The 17,966-nt window shown below is 60.8% G+C and carries 17 protein-coding genes; 14 read left to right on the top strand and 3 right to left on the bottom strand.

The annotated features are described in order from the left end of the window. Positions 1 to 56: 56 nt before the first annotated feature. Positions 57 to 998 carry a LysR family transcriptional regulator gene (locus ACPJXG_RS13235; RefSeq protein ID WP_425254522.1) on the bottom strand — a complete coding sequence of 314 codons (942 nt, stop codon included), beginning with the start codon at positions 996 to 998 and terminating at the stop codon, positions 57 to 59. 96 nt (positions 999 to 1,094) lie between these two features. Between ACPJXG_RS13235 and ACPJXG_RS13230 the strand changes: the two genes are divergently transcribed. From ACPJXG_RS13230 to ACPJXG_RS13220, 3 genes are all read left to right on the top strand, one after another. Further along, positions 1,095 to 1,334: a DUF2798 domain-containing protein gene (locus ACPJXG_RS13230; RefSeq protein ID WP_035819102.1), complete on the top strand. Its 240-nt coding sequence runs from the start codon at positions 1,095 to 1,097 to the stop codon at positions 1,332 to 1,334. A gap of 101 nt (positions 1,335 to 1,435) precedes the next feature. Beyond that, a complete protein-coding gene (locus ACPJXG_RS13225; RefSeq protein ID WP_425254521.1) occupies positions 1,436 to 1,834 on the top strand; it encodes a VOC family protein in 399 nt (132 codons plus the stop codon). A gap of 107 nt (positions 1,835 to 1,941) precedes the next feature. Further along, positions 1,942 to 2,790: an alpha/beta fold hydrolase gene (locus ACPJXG_RS13220; protein ID WP_219309364.1), complete on the top strand. Its 849-nt coding sequence runs from the start codon at positions 1,942 to 1,944 to the stop codon at positions 2,788 to 2,790. Positions 2,791 to 2,835: 45 nt separating this feature from the next. On the opposite strand, the gene ACPJXG_RS13215 is transcribed toward ACPJXG_RS13220, so the two are convergent. Next, the gene (locus ACPJXG_RS13215) at positions 2,836 to 4,923 is read right to left on the bottom strand and encodes a 3-hydroxyacyl-CoA dehydrogenase NAD-binding domain-containing protein (RefSeq protein WP_425254520.1); all 2,088 of its coding nucleotides are present in this window, start codon (positions 4,921 to 4,923) and stop codon (positions 2,836 to 2,838) included. Between the two features lie 643 nt (positions 4,924 to 5,566). On the opposite strand from ACPJXG_RS13215, the gene ACPJXG_RS13210 reads away from it, so the two are divergent. From ACPJXG_RS13210 to ACPJXG_RS13195, 4 genes are read left to right on the top strand one after another with little or no spacing between them, the layout of a single operon-like run. Further along, positions 5,567 to 7,201, top strand: coding sequence for a methyl-accepting chemotaxis protein (locus tag ACPJXG_RS13210; protein ID WP_235211671.1), 1,635 nt, complete (start codon positions 5,567 to 5,569; stop codon positions 7,199 to 7,201). A gap of 3 nt (positions 7,202 to 7,204) precedes the next feature. After that, positions 7,205 to 8,029 carry a CheR family methyltransferase gene (locus tag ACPJXG_RS13205; RefSeq protein ID WP_425254519.1) on the top strand — a complete coding sequence of 275 codons (825 nt, stop codon included), beginning with the start codon at positions 7,205 to 7,207 and terminating at the stop codon, positions 8,027 to 8,029. After that, positions 8,026 to 8,550, top strand: coding sequence for a chemotaxis protein CheD (locus ACPJXG_RS13200; protein WP_176390988.1), 525 nt, complete (start codon positions 8,026 to 8,028; stop codon positions 8,548 to 8,550). The genes ACPJXG_RS13205 and ACPJXG_RS13200 overlap by 4 nt, the downstream gene beginning before the upstream one ends. Further along, a complete protein-coding gene (locus ACPJXG_RS13195) occupies positions 8,537 to 10,060 on the top strand; it encodes a chemotaxis protein CheW (protein WP_425254518.1) in 1,524 nt (507 codons plus the stop codon). Before ACPJXG_RS13200 ends, ACPJXG_RS13195 begins: the two co-directional genes overlap by 14 nt. Before the next feature lie 6 nt (positions 10,061 to 10,066). Here the strand turns inward: ACPJXG_RS13195 and ACPJXG_RS13190 are convergent, their stop codons facing one another. Continuing rightward, positions 10,067 to 11,719, bottom strand: a complete 1,653-nt coding sequence (locus ACPJXG_RS13190; RefSeq protein WP_425254517.1) for a 3-(methylthio)propionyl-CoA ligase — start codon at positions 11,717 to 11,719, stop codon at positions 10,067 to 10,069. A gap of 224 nt (positions 11,720 to 11,943) precedes the next feature. On the opposite strand from ACPJXG_RS13190, the gene ACPJXG_RS13185 reads away from it, so the two are divergent. From ACPJXG_RS13185 to ACPJXG_RS13155, 7 genes are all read left to right on the top strand, one after another. Continuing rightward, complete coding sequence (locus tag ACPJXG_RS13185; RefSeq protein ID WP_425254747.1) at positions 11,944 to 13,422, top strand: protein adenylyltransferase SelO; 1,479 nt, start codon at positions 11,944 to 11,946, stop codon at positions 13,420 to 13,422. Positions 13,423 to 13,431: 9 nt separating this feature from the next. Continuing rightward, positions 13,432 to 13,833: a peptide-methionine (R)-S-oxide reductase MsrB gene (gene msrB, locus ACPJXG_RS13180; protein WP_035819122.1), complete on the top strand. Its 402-nt coding sequence runs from the start codon at positions 13,432 to 13,434 to the stop codon at positions 13,831 to 13,833. Between the two features lie 83 nt (positions 13,834 to 13,916). Beyond that, positions 13,917 to 14,546, top strand: a complete 630-nt coding sequence (locus tag ACPJXG_RS13175) for a septation protein A (protein ID WP_219309381.1) — start codon at positions 13,917 to 13,919, stop codon at positions 14,544 to 14,546. Further along, positions 14,543 to 14,830, top strand: coding sequence for a BolA family protein (locus ACPJXG_RS13170; protein ID WP_035819127.1), 288 nt, complete (start codon positions 14,543 to 14,545; stop codon positions 14,828 to 14,830). The genes ACPJXG_RS13175 and ACPJXG_RS13170 overlap by 4 nt, the downstream gene beginning before the upstream one ends. An 84-nt stretch (positions 14,831 to 14,914) precedes the next feature. Beyond that, complete coding sequence (locus ACPJXG_RS13165) at positions 14,915 to 15,694, top strand: peptidylprolyl isomerase (RefSeq protein WP_131686481.1); 780 nt, start codon at positions 14,915 to 14,917, stop codon at positions 15,692 to 15,694. 111 nt (positions 15,695 to 15,805) lie between these two features. Next, entirely contained in the window at positions 15,806 to 16,582 is a 777-nt protein-coding gene (locus tag ACPJXG_RS13160) for a peptidylprolyl isomerase (RefSeq protein WP_425254516.1), read from the top strand. A 171-nt stretch (positions 16,583 to 16,753) separates the two neighbouring features. After that, complete coding sequence (locus ACPJXG_RS13155) at positions 16,754 to 17,965, top strand: ISL3 family transposase (protein WP_425254727.1); 1,212 nt, start codon at positions 16,754 to 16,756, stop codon at positions 17,963 to 17,965. Position 17,966 lies beyond the last annotated feature (1 nt).

The raw sequence follows: 17,966 nt of genomic DNA, 5'->3' as shown, positions 1-17,966 counted from the left end.
ATAAGCGGGCTGCTTTATCTTAACGCGATCTTGACGAAAAGTACAAGCGCTCGGTATTACTTATTGGAAAGGATACCCGGCGCAGCGACCTGATCGGCGCCGGCCTCTTCGCTCAACAGAGGATTGTCCGCCGCGAACGCTGCCAGGTGCTCGAGCAGCACGCGCACGCGGGCCGGCAGGTAGCGCCGCTGCGTCCACACGGCGTACACGTGACGCGGCTGCGGCATCCAGTCGGGCAGCACGCGCACGAGGCTGCCGCTGGCCACTTCGTCGCGGCATTGCAGCAGTGGACACAGCAGGATGCCAATGCCCGCGTCGGCCATTTCCACGGCCAGGCGCATTTCATTGACGCGCAGGCGCGCCTGCGGTTCGATCACCAGCTCGGCGCCGTCACCGGGCCGCCGCAAGCGCCAGCTGCGCAGCGGCTCGGCCACGATCAGCTCGTGCTTTTCCAGTTCCTGCAAGTCGCGCGGCACGCCGGCGCGCGCCAGGTAGGCAGGCGCGGCCACCATCACCAGCGAAGCGCTGCCCAGCCTGCGCTGCATCAGCGAGGAATCGTCGAGCGCGCCCACGCGGATGGCCAGGTCGGCGCCGCTGCCCACCAGGTCTTGCAGCAGGTTCGACAGTTCCAGCTCCAGGCGGATGTCCGGATACTTCTGCATGAAGCTGACCCAGGCCGGCGTCAGCAAGCCGCTGGCGAAGTTGACGGGCGCCAGCACGCGGATGCTGCCCGAGACCGCCGACAGGCTGGCGTCGAGCTGCTGCGTCGCCTGCCGCAGGGCGTGCACGAGGGGACGGCACTGCTCGTAGTACTGCCAGCCTTCCGCCGTCGGCTGCAGGCGGCGCGCGCTGCGGTTGAGCAAGCGGTAGCCAAGCTGGCTTTCCAGCTTTTGCAGCCGGCGCGTGACGGTCGCGGCGGGCAAGCCTTCCTTGACGGCCGCCGCATGCAGGCTGCCCGCCTCGACAATGGCGACAAATAAGGCTAAATCGTCAAGCATGATTGCATTTTCGGAATTTGAAATTAAAAATATGGCTCTAGTATAGATTGCTGCAAGTCGTTACGCTGGCGTATCTTTACACTTTGAAAGTGCACCATGTCCGACGCCCTGCGCCTGCGCTGCGTATTTGCCTTCCTGATGTCGCTGCTCATGACCCTGCTGATGAGCGCCTGGGTCACCTGGCTCAATATCGGCCTGCAAGCAGACTTCCTGCCCCGCTGGCGCCATGCCTTCTTTGCCGCCTGGCCCGTGGCCTTTTGCGCCGTGATGCTGTTCGCGCCCCGCGTGCAACTGTTCAGCCGCAGTATCGTGGCACGGCTCGCCAGCCGCCCTTAACCGGCAGTCGGCCAGCAACAGTATCACTCGGTCACTTCCGCCCACGGCCGCCCTGATCCGGGCTATGCTATGGCCGTCCTTGTTTTTATAGCGGAGTACCCATGCTCGATCACGTTTCCCTCACCGTCAGCGACCTGGAACGCGCCGAGCGCTTCTACGACGCCATCTTCGCCGCGCTAGGCGTGCCCAAGGTGGGCAGCGACCATGCCGATGCATGGATAGGCTATGGCGAGCGCAGCGATGCGCAGCATCCCGGGCGCAGCTATTTTTCCGTGCGCCTCGGCCCCACGCCCGACGACGCGCCGCGCCGCCATTGCTGCTTCAAGGCGCCCTCGCGCGCCGCCGTGGAAGCGTTCTGGCATGCGGGGCTGGCGCATGGCGGCATCGACCTGGGCGCGCCCGGCTTGCGCCACTATCACGCCAGCTATTACGCGGCCTTTTTGTTCGATCCGGACGGCAACCGCATCGAAGCCGTCTGCCATCACGCCGACGCCGGCTGACAGGACGGGAAATACGCCTCTGTTCGGCATTTCCACTTCGGCACGATTTGCCTATAATGGCTGGCAAGCCACGCCCGTCCCCGGTCCGTGCACCAAGAAGGAGATTCATGCATCATCTATTCGTCGGCCGCCCCGCGCGCACCATGCTCCTCTCCAGCGCCGGCTTGCTGCTGGCAGGCTGTTTTTCCGGCTGCTCCCTGTTGCCATCGACCCCGGTCATGCCCGGCGTGCCGGCCACGGCCGCCCTGCCCGACGCCAGCATCGCCTACACCCTGAGCGGCCAGAGCGGCTTGCCCGTGGTGTTCCAGTCGGCCATGGGCGACGGCAAGGATGTGTGGGCCAAGGTGGTGCCCGAAGTAGCTCGGCAGCACCGCGTGCTCGTGTATGACCGTCCCGGCTACGGCGACAGCAAAAAAACCACCACGCCGCGCGACCCGTGCACCATTGCCGCCCAGCAGCGCGCCCTGCTGGCGCAAGCGGGCCTGAAGCCGCCGTATGTGCTGGTCGGCCATGGCCTGGGCGGGCTGTACCAGTATGTGTATGCCAGGCTGTACCCGCAGGACGTGGCCGGCCTGGTCTTGCTCGATCCCACGCATCCGCAGCAATGGAACCGCCTGCAGACGGACGCGTCCGCCTACGCCATGCTCGTCAAAACGCGGCGCAAACTCATGTTCAACAGTACGGAATCGGCCGAATTCGATGCCCAGACGCAGTGCCTGCAACACGTCGACATGAGCAGCCCGCTGCGCGTGCCCGCCATGCTGCTGGTACGCGACAAGTTCGGCATCGAGGAAATGGGTTCGTTCGAGAACGTGGTGCGGGCCCAGGAAAAGGATTGGCAGCGCCTGTCCGGCGCGCCAGCCATCGAGCGCATCACGGGCGCCGGCTACTACATCCAGAAAGACAACCCCGTCATCGTCAACGAGGCGGTCAAGATGGTGGCGAAGAAGAAATAAAAAAAGGGCAGAGAAATCTGCCCTTTGTCATTCAACAACCCAACATCAGCTATTGAAACCCTTGCCCTCGCCCGCCAGCTTCACCAGCAACGGCGCCGGCGTCCACGCTTCGCCGTGGCGGCCCTTGGCATAGCCGGCAATCGTGTCGAGCACGTTCGGCAAGCCGACCGTATCCGCATAGAACATCGGGCCGCCGCGGAACAGCGGGAAGCCGTAACCGGTCAAATACACCATGTCGATGTCCGAGGCGCGCAGGGCGATGCCCTCTTCCAGGATGCGCGCGCCTTCGTTGACCAGTGCATACACGAGCCGTTCAACGATTTCCTGGTCGCTGATCTTGCGCCGCGCCACGCCGATGTCGGCGGAGTGCTGGATGATCATGGCGTTGACCTGCTCCGACGGATAGGCCTTGCGGTCGCCCGGCTTGTAGTCATACCAGCCGGCGCCCGTCTTCTGTCCATAGCGATTCAATTCGCACAGCAGGTCGGCCGTCTTCGAATACGTCACTTCCGGTTTTTCCACGTAGCGGCGCTTGCGGATGGCCCAGCCGATGTCGTTGCCGGCCAGGTCGCCCATGCGGAACGGGCCCATGGCGAAGCCGAATTTCTCGGCCGCCTTGTCGACCTGTTCCGGCAGACAACCCTCTTCCAGCAGGAAACCGGCCTGGCGGCTGTATTGCTCGATCATGCGGTTGCCGATGAAACCGTCGCACACGCCCGAGACGACACCGGTTTTCTTGAGCTTTTTCGACAGCGCCAGCGCCGTGGCCAGCACGTCCTTGCCCGTTTCCTTGCCGCGGACGATTTCCAGCAGTTTCATCACATTTGCCGGGCTGAAGAAATGCGTGCCGATCACGTCTTGCGGGCGCTGGGTAAACGCGGCGATCTTGTCCAGGTCCAACGTAGACGTGTTCGAGGCGAGGATGGCGCCCGGCTTCATGACGGCGTCGAGCTGCTTGAAGACGGTTTCCTTGACGCCCAGCTCTTCAAAGACGGCTTCGATGACGATGTCCGCCTGCGCAATGTCAGCGTAGGCCAGCGTGCCGGAAACGAGCGCGATGCGCTGCTCGGCCTTCTCTTGCGTCAGCTTGCCCTTTTTGACCGTGTTCTCGTAATTCTTGCGTATCGTGGCCAGACCCTTGTCCAGCGCTTCCTGTTTCGTTTCCAGCAGCATCACGGGGATGCCCGCGTTGGCGAAGTTCATGGCGATGCCGCCGCCCATGGTGCCGGCGCCGACGATGGCCGCGCTGGCGATCGCGCGCACGGGCGTGTCGGACGGCACGTCGGGCACCTTGCTGGCGACACGCTCGGCAAAGAAGGCGTGGCGCAGGGCTTTCGATTCAGGCGACTGCACCAGCTGCATGAACAGGTCGCGCTCGTACTTCAAGCCCTCGTCGAATTTCATCGTCACGGCGGCCGCCACGGCGTCGACGCATTTGAGCGGCGCGGGGAATGGGCCGGACATGGCTTTGACGGTATTGCGCGAAAACTGCAAAAACGCTTCGTGGTTCGGGTAGTCGACCTTGCGCTCGCGCACTTTCGGCAGCGGGCGCACATCGGCCACTTTCGTGGCGAAGGCCACGGCGGCGGCCAGCAAATCGGCGCCAGGCGCGATGACTTCGTCGAACAGGGCCGTGCCGGCCAATTTTTCAGATGCGACGGGCGTGCCGGAAACGATCATGTTCAGGGCCATTTCCAGGCCCAGCACACGCGGCAGGCGCTGCGTGCCGCCCGCGCCCGGCAAGATGCCGAGTTTGACTTCCGGCAAGGCCATCTGCGCGCCAGGCGCGGCCACGCGGTAGTTGCAGCCGAGCGCCAGCTCCAGGCCGCCGCCCATGCAAACGCTGTGGATGGCCGCCACCACCGGTTTGGTCGATTGCTCGACAACGTTGATCAGGGTATGCAGGGTCGGTTCCGTGAGCGCCTTGGGCGAATTGAATTCCTTGATGTCGGCGCCGCCCGAAAAGGCCTTGCCGGCGCCCGTGATGACGATGGCTTTGATGGCCTCGTCCGCCAGCGCCTGGCGGATGCCGGCCACGGCGGCCGTGCGCGTCGCCAGGCCCAGTCCATTGACGGGCGGGTTGGCCAGGGTAATGACGGCAACGGCGCCGTTCACTTGATATTCAGCACTCATGTCTCTTCCTTATTGATTTTTGCTCAGCGATGAGGTGGTTGCAAGGGATGAAGCTTCACTATACCGCATAAAAGAACGCTCGTATTATTTTTGTCGTGGCGCGTCCGGCGCCAGCATGGTACGCCATGGTACAACATCGTTTGCGGGAAGATCCTGCTGCAAGCGGCAAGCGTCTGTAGAAGCTATCACTTGGATATTCATTTAAATAATAAAAACACAATAATAATAACATCGTTTTATTATGTGAAAGAAGGGGCTTGTTATATGTGGACAGGGGCCAATTGCGACAGTTTTGACATTATTTATTCCCGCCCCTTGTTTTTCGCCAGACGCTGGGGAATAATAAAATTATTGATTCAAATCAATACTCTACAATTCAAACACTATAGGCAATCCGTATGGCGAACATCGGCGGACGTTCATCGCGCACATTCTCACGGATTATCACCGGATGCCGGCTGATGCAATAACACCGCTGCCTTAATCCTTGCCTTAATCCTTGTCTTAAACCGATAGCAGAAAAAATAATAACAGCAGCCTTATCGCTCCCCCTTCCTCTTCTCACCCCGAAGGAAATACTATGGACGCAGCCAGCCATGTCAGCCACTCCCAGGATCTGGACTTACAAGCGATAAATACTGCATTGAACCGTGTCCAGGCCGTCATCGAATTCGAGCTCGACGGCACCATTCTGCATGCGAATGAGAATTTCCTGCGTGTCGTCGGCTATACCCTGGCCGAAGTGCAAGGCAAGCACCATGCCATCTTCTGCGACCCCGAGTATGTCAAAACGGATGAATACAGCAACTTCTGGGCCAAGCTGGGACGCGGTGAATTCGACCAGGGCGAATACAAGCGCCGCGCCAGGGATGGGCGCGAAGTGTGGATCAACGCTTCCTACAACCCCATCCTCGACGCGGACGGCAAACCGTATAAAGTCATCAAGTTCGCTACCGACATCACGGCCCTGAAAAAGCGCAATGTCGAATACGAAGGCAAGGTCAGCGCCATCGGTAAGGCGCAGGCCGTGATCGAATTCGACATGCAGGGCAATGTGCTGGAAGCGAATGAGAATTTCCTCGCCGTCATGGATTACGACTTGAGCGATATCCAGGGCGAGCACCACCGCATGTTCTGCGAGCCCGAGTATGCGAGCAGCGCCGAGTACAAGAAATTCTGGCAAAAGCTCAACCGGGGAGAATTCGACGCGGGCCGCTACAAGCGCCTGGGCAACCATGGCAAGGTGGTGTGGATACAGGCCACCTACAACCCCATCCTCGACCTGAACGGCAAGCCATATAAAGTGGTCAAGTTCGCCATCGACATCAGCGAACAGGTGAACCTGGAAAACAGCATCCAGTCCAAGGCCGCCAACGACAGCCGCAAGGTCAACGCCCTGCTCGAATCGGTGGCGCGCGCGGCGCAAGGCGACCTGACCTGCAATATCGTGCCCGAGGGCGACGAGCCGATCGACCTGCTGGCCGGCGGCATCAGCAAGATGATCGTCGACTTGCGCGGCGTGATCGGCAACGTGGTGTCGGCTGCCAACGGCTTTGCCGACGCCTCGCACGCCATCGCCGAGCGGGCCACGGGCGTGGCCGTGGGCACGCAGGCGCTGGGCGCCACGGTGGAAGAAATGAACGCCTCCATCGACGGCCTGACGTTTTCCATCAATTCCATCGCGGAAAACACCTCGAATGCCGATTTCCTGGCAAAAGCCACGCAGCAGGAAGCGGAAGCGGGCGCGCGCGCCGTCGCCAAGTCGATCGAGGCGATGGACTTGATCAACCGCTCGTCGGAAGACATCGGCGAAATCGTCAAGGTCATCAGCGAAATCGCCAACCAGACGAATATGCTGGCCTTCAATGCGGCCATCGAGGCGGCGCGCGCGGGCGAACACGGCCTGGGCTTTTCCGTCGTCGCCGACGAAGTGCGCAAGCTGGCCGAGCGCTCGTCGCAGGCGACCAAGGAAATTTCCAAGCTGATCAACGAATCCGTCAAGCGGGTTTCCACCGGCAGCGAGATTTCGCGCCAGGCCAGCGACGCCTTCGACAAGATCGTCTCGGGCGTGGCGAAGACCACCCTGGCCATTTCCGATATCTCGAAGGCGGCCAATGAACAGCTGCTGACGGCGCGCGAAGTGTCGACGGCCATCCAGTACATCGCCGAGGAAACGGAAAAGTCGGCCGCCAACTGCGACAGCATCGCTCGCTCGACGGATGGACTGAACGAGCGCGCTGGCAGCCTGAACCAGACTGTCTCCGGCTTCGTGGTATAGACCATGAGCCACGCGGCCAGCTTGACGCCCGAGGTGCTGACAACCCTGATCGCGCTGGTGCGCCAGCATACGGGCATCGCCATGACGGCGCGCAAGAGCGTCTTGCTGGAACGGCGTTTGCAGCCACGGCTGCAGGCGCTGTCCCTGCACAGCTACCAGGCGTACCTGGAGCGCGTGGCCAGCGACCGCGACGAGGTGGACCATTTCATCGACCTGGTGACCACCAACGACACCCTGTTCTTCCGCACGCCGTCGATCTGGGATTACTTCCGCGACCGCTACCTGCCCGCCTGGGCCCGCGCGCATCCGGATGGCTGCCTGGCCATCTGGTCGGCGGCGGCCGCCAGCGGCGAGGAACTGTATTCGATCGCCATGCTGTGCGAGCAATTCAAGCTGCAAACGCCGTCTTTCCGCTACCAGATCCTGGCCAGCGACATTTCGCAGCAGATCCTCGGCGCGGCGCGGGCCGGCCAGTACAGCGGCCGCTCCGTCGAGCGCATCCGTCTGTCGCACCCGGACTTGCTGCGCAAATATTTCACACCCGCGCCGTATGGCGTCCAAGTCAATGAAGAACTGCGGCAACACGTCAGCTTTGCCCAGCATAATTTGCTGGAAGCATTGCGTCCGGCGCGGCAGTTCGACCTGGTGTTCCTGCGCAACGTGCTGATTTATTTCGATGCCGAGCACCAGGAAACCGTGCTGCGCCAGGCTCGCCTGAGTCTGAAGGACGAAGGCCGGCTGATCCTGGGCGAGTCGGAAACCATCGCCCGGCTCGGTACCGGCTACCAATTCGAGTTTCCCATGATTTATAAGGCGGGTAGCGCATGAGCATCATCATCGACCCTGGCTTGCCGCTGCACCATGTTGGCATGGGTCAACTTAGCGTGGGCACGCATGGCGAGCAGCTGCAAGCCTTGCTGGGCTCGTGCATCGGCATCGGTTTCATCTGGAAGAATGGCCCATGCTGCGGCCTGGCCCACTGTTTGCTGCCGGAAGCGCCGGGCGCCGACAGCAGCCTGGGGGCACGCTATGTGAGCCAGGCCGTGCCCTCGCTGCTGCGCCTGATGGGCGTGCGCCAGGCCGATTACGCCGACATCGAAGTGGTGCTGGCAGGCGGCGCCAGCATGTTCGGCCCGCGCAACGGGAGATTGCAAGTGGGCCGGCAAAACGCGCAAGCGGCGCAAAAATACCTGGACCAGTGCGGCTTGGCGGTGAGTTTTTGCGCGCTGGGCGGCCGCCACGGGCGCCAGTTGCTGATCGACTGCGCCCATCACAGCTTTGCCGTCACCGATGTGGTGGCGCCACCCGAATTAATTCCACGCAAGGAAGGCGCATATGGATATGCATGAGGCGACGGGCTTGCAAGCACAGGGCGCAAGCGACACGGCCACCGAACTGTTCGGCTCCTTCCACCTGGGCGACGATGAATTCGCCCTGCCCGCCAGCTGCATCCGCGAAGTGGTGAACTACCCGGCGAAAGTCACGGCCCTGCCCCTGTCCCCCGCGTATCTGGAAGGCATGTTCACCTTGCGCGGCAGCGTCATTCCGGTGGTCAACCTGGGCCGCTTGTTCCGTGCCGATGCGCCGCGCGCCGTGGCCACGGACAAGATCGCCATCCTCGACTTCCAGCAAGTGCTGATCGGCATCGTCTTCCAGGATACGGGCGAAATCCTGCGCGTGCCCGCCAGCGCTCGCAGCGCCCTGCAATATGCGGCCGGCGACAGCCACGCCGTCATCGCCGGCACGATCCTGCTCGATGGCGGCGCGCGCCTGCTGCAGGTGCTCGACCCGCATGCCCTGCTGCGCATTGAAAACGTGCCCCATGTGCTAGCCCTGCAGGCGACCGGCGCCAGGCTGAGCACGGCCCGCTACCATGCGCAAAGCGAACGCCGGCAATGCGTCAGCTTCCATGCGGCCGGCGCCACGTTTGCCTTTGAAATGCTGGCCATCCAGGAAATCATCCGGGTACCGGAACTGCACAGCTCCCTGCTGAACAGCGAACTGTGCCTGGGGCGCATGCATTTTCGCGGCAGCCAGGTGGCCGTCGTCGACTTCGGCGCCCTGCTGCAGGCGCCCGCGTCCGGCACGGCTGCAACAGGCGACCAGCGCATCATCGTCGTGCGCCTCGATGACACGACCGTTGGTTTTCTCGTCGATTCCGTCGACAGCATCGTGCATTTCTTTGGCGACGAAGTGCTGCCGATTCCCCTGCTGAGCAAGGCGCGCGCCGCCATGTTCGCCGGCTGCATCACGAAAGAGGGGCTGGGCGACATCATTTTCCTCGACCACAAGGGCATTCTGTCGCAGGCGGAAATTGTCGAGATGCGCGACGGCCACGCGCGCCTGTACCCGGCCGTGACGGAAACGGCGGCCGCCACGCACAAGGCGCAGCGCCGCGTCTACATCACGTTTACCGTGGAAACCCGCTTCGCCGTGGAAATCGGGCAAGTGCGCGAAATCATTGATTTCAGCGGCGCCATCACGACGCCGCCGGGCATGCCGGCCTGCATGCGCGGCATGCTCAACTTGCGCCAGCAAATGATCAGCATCATCGACTTGCGCCAGCTGTACGCCATGCCGGCCTTGCCGGACGATAGCACCGGCAAGATTCTGATCGTGGAACGGGGCAACGAGCGCTACGGCTTTCTCGTCGACCACGTCGACAACATCATGACCATTTCCGACAGCCAGCGCTTTGCGGCGCCGCAAATCATCCGTACGGGTGAACACGACGACTTGCGCAGCGAAATGGATGAGATGATCGATATCGGCACGGAGGCGCAGCGCCAGACCCTGTCCGTCTTCCAGTGCGACCATCTGCTGGAAAAACTGGGGGCGGCGCTGCCGCAGGCTGCCTAGGCTGCTTTACATCCCCGGCAGCTGGTGCCCCTTGAACTGCTCGCGCAGCTTGTTCTTCTGGATCTTGCCCGTGGCGCCCATGGGCAAGGCGTCGATGAACAGCACGTCGTCCGGCGTCCACCACTTGGCGATCTTGCCCTCGAAAAATTGCAATAACGCTTCACGCGTGACCGTCATGCCGGGACGCAGCACGACGACGAGTACGGGGCGCTCGTCCCATTTCGGGTGGAACACGCCGATGCAGGCCGCCTGCAGCACGGCCGGATGGGCCATGGCCAGGTTTTCCAGGTCGATGGTGCCGATCCACTCGCCGCCCGACTTGATCACGTCCTTGCTGCGATCCGTGATCTGCATATAGCCGTCGGTGTCGATGGTGGCCACGTCGCCCGTGGGGAACCAGCCATCCTGCAACACCTCGCCGCCCTCGTTCTTGTAATACGACGAGATGATCCACGGCCCTTTCACCAGCAAATGGCCATAACTGATGCCGTCCCACGGCAATTCCTTGCCGTCGTCGTCGACGATCTTCATGTCCACGCCGTAGATCGCATGGCCCTGCTTTTGCAGTATCTTGCGCTGTTCGTCCTTCGGCAAGTCCAGGTGCTTGGTCTGCAAGCCGCCGGCCGTGCCCAGCGGCGACATTTCCGTCATGCCCCAGGCGTGGATGACTTCCACGTCGAACTTGTCGATCAGGGTATCCATCATGGCCGGCGGGCACGCCGCGCCGCCGATCACCGTGCGGCGGAAAGTGGAAAATTTCAAGTTATTCTGCAAGGCATGGTTCAGCAGCCCCAGCCAGACGGTGGGTACGCCGGCCGAGAACGTCACTTTTTCCGCCTCGAACAGTTCGTAGAGCGACTTGCCATCGAGCGCCGCGCCGGGAAACACCATGCGCGCGCCGGACAGGGGCACGGAATACGGCAAGCCCCAGGCATTTACGTGGAACATGGGCACGACGGGCAAGACCGTGTCGGAGGCGCGCACGTTCAGGCCGCTGGGCATGGCCGACGCATACGCGTGCAGCACGGTCGAGCGGTGCGAATACAGGGCGCCCTTGGGATTGCCCGTCGTGCCCGACGTGTAGCACAGGGTGGCGGCCGCATTCTCGTCGAACAAGGGCCAGGCGTAATCGTCGGAATGCGTGGCGATCAAGTCTTCATAGCACAGCAGGTCGGGAATCGTGCTGCTGGCGGGCATGCGCTCGCGGTCGCACATCAGCACGAAATGACGGACGAAGGTGCAGTCGGCGGCGATCTTTTCCACCACGGGGAGGAAGGTCAAATCGAACAGCAAGACCTGGTCTTCCGCATGGTTCGAGATGTAGGCGATCTGGTCGGGAAACAAACGCGGATTGATCGTGTGCAGCACGGCCCCCGAGCCGGACACGGCATAGTACGCTTCCAGGTGGCGGTAACCATTCCAGGCCAGCGTGGCGACGCGGTCGCCCATGCCGACACCGAGGCCATGCAAGGCGTTCGCCAGACGCCGCGCGCGCTGGTGGCAATCGCGGTAGGTGTAGCGGTGCATATCGCCTTCCACCCGCCGCGAAATGATTTCGCTGCCCCCGTAATGACGCGCTGCAAACTCGATAATGCTGGAAATCAGCAGGGGCTGATTCATCATCTGGCCCATCACTGGACTCAAGGGGAATGCCGACATCGTCTCTCCTGGGTGGATACTTGCTTGTTGTTGGAATTTAAAGACTTTCCTTAGTTTCGTACGGTCGTGCGGAAATCGTCAACGCATTTCGATATTGCGATGCAACATGGAATTCTTGATTCCGTTTCTTGCTATGCAAACAGCTGCAAGAGTGCCCGCCACGCGCCTTGGCGCCGTGCGGTAAAATCGTACTCCAGGCTGGCGCACCTTGCCGGTCCATCTTACTGACTGGAATTGCCATCACCGCTCATACCTTACCACTGGATAACGCCTTTGCGGCCTTGCCGCCCGCGTTCTATACGCGCTTGATGCCCACGCCCCTGCCCGCCCCGTATTTCGTGGCCGCCAGCGCACCCGCCGCAGCCCTCATCGGCCTCGATGCGGCGCGCCTGGCCGAGCCGGACTACGTGGCGCTGCTGAGCGGCAATGCGGTTGCCGAGCGCTCGCAACCATTGTCAGCCGTGTATTCGGGCCACCAGTTCGGCGTCTGGGCCGGCCAGCTGGGCGATGGCCGCGCCATCCTGCTGGGCGATATCGCCACCGAGCACGGCCCCATGGAGCTGCAGCTGAAAGGCGCCGGCGCCACGCCGTATTCGCGCATGGGCGACGGCCGCGCCGTGCTGCGCTCGTCCATCCGCGAATTCCTGTGCTCGGAAGCCATGGCGGCGCTGGGCATACCCACGTCGCGCGCGCTGTCCATCATGGGTTCGCAGCAAGGCATCATGCGCGAAACCGTCGAGACGGCCGCCGTCGTGACGCGCATGGCGCCTAGTTTTGTTCGCTTCGGCTCGTTCGAACACTGGTTTTACCGCAAGCAGCCGGACGAGCTGAAAATCCTCGCCGATTACGTCATCGACAGTTTTTATCCCCACTTGCGCGCTGCATCAAATCCATATCAAGCCTTGCTGGCCGAAGTGTGCGTGCGCACGGCGCACATGATTGCGCACTGGCAAGCCGTGGGCTTCATGCATGGCGTCATGAATACGGACAATATGTCGATCTTGGGCCTGACGCTCGATTACGGTCCCTTCGGCTTCATGGAAGCGTTTGATGCCGAACACATTTGCAACCATACGGACCAGCAAGGCCGCTATTCCTACGCCAACCAGCCGCAGGTGGGCCACTGGAACTGCTATGCGCTGGGCCAGGCACTGCTGCCCTTGATCGGCGAAGTGGAATTGGCGCAGGCGGCGCTGGACAGCTACCAGCCCGCTTTTGCAGACAAGATGAATGCCTTGCTGCGCGCCAAGCTGGGCTTGCGCACGCAACACGACGACGATACGGCCCTGTTCGACAGCATGTTTGCGCTGATGCAAGCCAATCACGTGGATTTCACCAACTTCTTCCGCGCCCTGTCGACACTGCAAGTAGATACTCCCGAGCACGACACGGTGCTGCGCGACATGTTCATCGACCGCCCCGCCTTCGATACATGGGCGGCGCAATACCGCGCGCGTCTGCGGCAGGAGCACAGCGTCGATGCCGAACGGCAAGAGGCGATGAACCTGGTCAACCCGAAATACGTGCTGCGCAACTACCTGGCGCAAGTGGCCATCGAAAAAGCCCAGCAGCAGGACTACACGGAAGTGGCGAAACTGCTGGAAATATTGCAAAAGCCATTTGACGAACAGCCCGAACACCAGCACTATGCGGCCCTGCCGCCCGACTGGGCCAGCCACCTTGAAGTCAGTTGCTCATCCTGAGGAGTCATTATGACCACGAATAAAGTCAAAAAAACCGACGCCGAATGGCGCGCCATGCTCGACTCGATGCAATACGAAGTCACGCGCCACGCTGCTACGGAACGGGCCTTCACGGGCAAGTTCTGGGACCACCATGAACACGGCGTCTACACCTGCGTCTGCTGCAACACGCCCCTGTTCGCCTCGGACACGAAGTTCGATTCCGGCTGCGGCTGGCCCAGCTATTTCCAGGCACTCGACCCGGCCAACGTGACGGAAATCACTGACCGCAGCCACGGCATGCTGCGCACGGAAATTATCTGCGCCGTCTGCGACGCCCACCTGGGCCATGTCTTCCCGGACGGCCCGCCGCCGACCGGCTTGCGCTATTGCATCAATTCGGCCTCCTTGCGCTTCGATCCGCAGCCGTGAGACACAGGAATGCTTGGGAGCGATTCGGTTGCTCCTAAGCCATTCCTAAGATGATTTTAATAAGACCAGTGTAAAGTCTCGCCATGAAATTTCTATTCGACCTATTCCCCCTGATCGCCTTCTTCGCCGCCTTCAAGCTGGGCGGCATGTATGAAGCGGCCACGCACGATTTCGTGCAGCAATATTTGTCCGGCTTCGTGTCAGGCGGCCTGATCAAGGCCGACCAGGCGCCGTGGATACTCGCCACCCTCGTCGGCATCATCGCCACCGCCTGCCAGGTCAGCTATCTGCTGCTGCGCGGACGCAAGGTGGACGGCATGCTGTGGCTGTCGCTGTTCATCTTTGTCGTGTTCGGCGGCGCCAGCATTTACCTGCATGACGATTTCTTCCTGAAATGGAAGCCGACCCTGATTTACTGGCTGTCCGGCCTGGCCCTGCTGATCGCGCATGTTGGCTTCAAGAAAAACCTGATCCGCAAGACCATGGAAGCGCAAGTGCAATTGCCTGATGCCGTATGGAACCAGCTGCTGGCCGCCTGGATCATTTTCTTCGGCCTTCTGGGCGCACTGAACCTGTTCGTGGCCTTCGTGCTGTACCAGGGCGACATGGCTGCCTGGGTCAGTTTCAAGGCGTTTGGCGCGACGGGCATCTTCTTTGCCTTCATCGTGGCGCAAACCCTGTTCCTGGCCAAACATATCAAGGAAGACGCATGATGACGAACGACACGACAACGCGCATGGAGCGCATTCGTACCCGCCTGGAAACGGCACTTTCTCCTCTGGAATGCGTGCTGGAAGACGACTCGGCGCGCCACCGGGGCCATGCTGGCGCCGCCTCGGGCGGAGGCCATTACAATCTACGCATTATTTCTAGTCAATTTGAGGGGCTCAGGCTCGTCATGCGCCATCGACTGGTGTATGATTCCGTGCACGATATGATGCATAATGAGATACATGCATTGGCGATTGTGGCCCTGGCGCCGTCCGAAGTAGTGTAAGGATGGCGTTTTGGCGTACCCGAGCCATGTTATCAATTTCTTTCCATGCGTTTTTTACGAAACTTTCCCTAACAGGATTTAATAATGACTTTTAAGCCAGCCCGCTTGCTGATCGCACTACTCGCCGTTGTCGCGGTACCTGTTTTTGCGCAAAATGTTGCCGTTGTTAATGGCAAGCCTATCCCATCGTCGCGCGTTGATGCAGTCGTCAAGCAAGTCGTCGCCCAAGGCCAGCAACCGGATTCGCCGCAACTGCGCGAAATGATCAAGAAGGACTTGATCGGCCGTGAAGTGCTGATGCAAGAAGCGGAAAACAAAGGTTTCGGTAAAGATGCAGCCGTCAAGCAGCAAATCGAGAACGCACGCCAGGCCATCGTCATCAACGCCCTGGTCGGCGACTACCTGAAAAAGAACCCGGTCAACGACGCTGAAATCAAGGCGGAATACGACAAGTTCGTGGCCCAGACCGGCGACAAGGAATACCACGTGCGCCACATCCTGGTGGCCACCGAAGCGGAAGCGAAAGACATCATCGCCAAGCTGAAAGGCGGCGCCAAGTTCGAAGACCTGGCCAAGCAATCGAAAGATGCCGGTTCGGCCGACAATGGCGGCGACCTGGACTGGGCAGCCCCATCGTCCTTCCCGAAAGTCTTCTCGGACGCCTTCGTGAAACTGCAAAAAGGCCAGGTCACCGACACCCCGGTGCAAACGCCTAACGGTTTCCACGTGATCAAGCTGGACGACACCCGCGCGGCAAAACTGCCGACCCTGGAAGAAGTCAAGCCACAGATCGCCGAAGCGCTGCAGCAAAAGAAACTGCAAGCGTATCAGGAAGAAATGATCAAAAAAGCGAAAGTTCAGTAAGAACTGACCTCCCCGGCGCCCTTTTCGGCGCCGGTCGTGTATTCTGCGCCTGAATGCGCACTGCACGGCAGTCGCGCGTATCGATTTTTAGTATATTTATTAGGAATGAACATGATTTTGAAGCCAGCCCGCCTGATCTTAGCCCTGGTCGCCGTTGTAGCGATCCCTGCGTTCGCGCAAAACGTGGCCACCGTGAATGGCAAGGCCATCCCTTCGTCGCGCGTCGACCAGGTCGTCAAGCAAGTCGTCGCCCAAGGCAAACAAGCGGATTCGCCGCAATTGCGCGAAGCCATCAAGAAAGACCTGATCGGCCGCGAAGTGCTGATCCAGGAAGCCGACAAGCAAGGCTACGGCACGCGTCCGGAAGTCAAGTCGCAGATCGACAATGCCCGTCAAAGCATCATCATCAACGCCCTGCTGGCCGACTACGTCAAGAAAAACCCCGTCAAGGACGCTGAAATCAAGGCCGAGTACGACAAGTTCAAGGCACAGGCCGGCGACAAGGAATACCATGCACGCCACATCCTGGTGGCCACCGAAGCGGAAGCGAAAGACATCATCGCCAAGCTGAAAGGCGGCGCCAAGTTCGAAGAACTGGCGAAAGTATCGAAAGACGGTTCCGCAGCCAATGGCGGCGACCTGGACTGGGCTAGCCCAGCTTCGTACGTGAAGCCATTCTCCGACGCCATGATTGCCCTGAAACCAGGCCAGGTCACGCAAACGCCAGTGCAATCGCAATTCGGCTTCCACGTGATCAAGCTGGAAGAAACCCGTCCGACGAAGCTGCCGGCACTGGAAGAAGTCAAGGGCCAAGTGGCCGAGTCGCTGCAACAGAAGAAACTCGCCGCCTACCGCGACGAACTGATGAAAAAAGCCAAGATTCAGTAATACTGAATCGGCATGAAAAAGCGCTCCCTGGGGCGCTTTTTTTTGGTTCATCGCGGTTGATGGGGAAAGACGGGCTTGACGTTTTTTGCTGGGAGGGGGTGGCGGCAAGGGTTTTGAATTGGTAAATTGATTGTCGCCAAACAAACCAATTACCTTACCACTCTCGCCGCCATGCTCAATGCTATGTCGTCTCTTCCATTTTGGGAAGGGCATATTGTCGATTCCGTCGTCGAACAGGACGACGAATCGCTGCTGATCGTTCTCAACGCCTGCCCCACTACCGACGCGCTTTGCGGTAGCTGCCGGCAGCCTTGTGCTCTAGTTCATGAGCAGCGCTGGCGGCGCATCCGGGATCGGGATATTTTGGATCGACGGGTTTGGTTGAAGGTGCCAATCCGGCGCCTGGACTGCCATCACTGCGATGCCCGGATGACGGAGCATATCTCCTGGCTGGACCGGCGCTCGCGGGTGACTCACCGCGTCCGGGTCTGGGTGGAGGCGCTGGCACAGCTTATCCCGATCAAGCACGTGTCCCAGCTGACAGGCCTGCACTGGCACACCATCAAGGCCATTGACCTACAGCGCTTAGCACACCTGCACGGCCAGTTCGCCGCTGGCGACGTGCGGCGCCTCGTCATGGATGAATTCGCTTTGCACAAAGGCCATCGTTATGCCACGGTCGTTCTCGATGCCCAGCGCATGCGTGTGCTCTGGGTTGGCGAAGGCAATAGCCGGGTCGCCATCCGTCCGTTTTTCGAGGCGTTGGGCGCAGAAGGCTGCGCCCGAATCGAGGCTGTGGCGATGGATATGAACACGGCGATGGATCTCGAAGTGCGGGCGCAATGCCCCAACGCCGAAGTCGTCTACGATCTTTTCCATGTCGTTGCGCGCTTTGGCCGTGAAGTCGTCGACCGGGTGCGTGTCGACCAGGCAAACGCGCTGCGCGACGATTCCAAAGCGCGCCAGGTCATCAAGCGTAGCCGTTGGCTCCTGCTGCGCAATCGCGACAACCTTGAAGACGACCGTGCTATCAAACTTGACGAACTGCTCGCGGCCAACGCCCCTCTGTCGACGGTCTATTTGCTCAAAACCGAACTCAAAGAAATCTGGTTCGCGCCATCCGTTCGCGAGGGTGCGCGTCGATGGAAACGCTGGATGCGCCTCGCCCTCGAGAGCGAGATCGCCCCCGTGATTAAATTCGCCAAGCGCTTACGCAAATACGTCCGGGGCATCATCGCCTCCGCCATCTATCCGATGAATTCGTCCATTCTTGAAGGCGTCAACAACCGCATCAAAGTCATCAAACGGATGGCCTACGGATTCCGGGACTCTGCATATTTTTTCCTCAAAATCAAGGATGCCTTCCCCGGTAAAACGCGATGAA

It is taken from the genome of Janthinobacterium sp. NFX145 (assembly GCF_049810325.1).
In the GTDB taxonomy this organism is placed as follows: domain Bacteria; phylum Pseudomonadota; class Gammaproteobacteria; order Burkholderiales; family Burkholderiaceae_D; genus Janthinobacterium; species Janthinobacterium rivuli.
Note: the sequence above shows the minus strand (reverse complement) of the source record. Positions and strands in the feature narration are given on the sequence as shown.

Coding starts and splice junctions, on each gene's coding strand:
- ACPJXG_RS13235 (WP_425254522.1), bottom strand. CDS start 998: ATGCTTGACGATTTAGCCTTATTTGTCGCCATTGTCGAGGCGGGCAGC.
- ACPJXG_RS13230 (WP_035819102.1), top strand. CDS start 1,095: ATGTCCGACGCCCTGCGCCTGCGCTGCGTATTTGCCTTCCTGATGTCG.
- ACPJXG_RS13225 (WP_425254521.1), top strand. CDS start 1,436: ATGCTCGATCACGTTTCCCTCACCGTCAGCGACCTGGAACGCGCCGAG.
- ACPJXG_RS13220 (WP_219309364.1), top strand. CDS start 1,942: ATGCATCATCTATTCGTCGGCCGCCCCGCGCGCACCATGCTCCTCTCC.
- ACPJXG_RS13215 (WP_425254520.1), bottom strand. CDS start 4,923: ATGAGTGCTGAATATCAAGTGAACGGCGCCGTTGCCGTCATTACCCTG.
- ACPJXG_RS13205 (WP_425254519.1), top strand. CDS start 7,205: ATGAGCCACGCGGCCAGCTTGACGCCCGAGGTGCTGACAACCCTGATC.
- ACPJXG_RS13200 (WP_176390988.1), top strand. CDS start 8,026: ATGAGCATCATCATCGACCCTGGCTTGCCGCTGCACCATGTTGGCATG.
- ACPJXG_RS13195 (WP_425254518.1), top strand. CDS start 8,537: ATGGATATGCATGAGGCGACGGGCTTGCAAGCACAGGGCGCAAGCGAC.
- ACPJXG_RS13190 (WP_425254517.1), bottom strand. CDS start 11,719: ATGTCGGCATTCCCCTTGAGTCCAGTGATGGGCCAGATGATGAATCAG.
- msrB (WP_035819122.1), top strand. CDS start 13,432: ATGACCACGAATAAAGTCAAAAAAACCGACGCCGAATGGCGCGCCATG.
- ACPJXG_RS13175 (WP_219309381.1), top strand. CDS start 13,917: ATGAAATTTCTATTCGACCTATTCCCCCTGATCGCCTTCTTCGCCGCC.
- ACPJXG_RS13170 (WP_035819127.1), top strand. CDS start 14,543: ATGATGACGAACGACACGACAACGCGCATGGAGCGCATTCGTACCCGC.
- ACPJXG_RS13165 (WP_131686481.1), top strand. CDS start 14,915: ATGACTTTTAAGCCAGCCCGCTTGCTGATCGCACTACTCGCCGTTGTC.
- ACPJXG_RS13160 (WP_425254516.1), top strand. CDS start 15,806: ATGATTTTGAAGCCAGCCCGCCTGATCTTAGCCCTGGTCGCCGTTGTA.
- ACPJXG_RS13155 (WP_425254727.1), top strand. CDS start 16,754: ATGCTCAATGCTATGTCGTCTCTTCCATTTTGGGAAGGGCATATTGTC.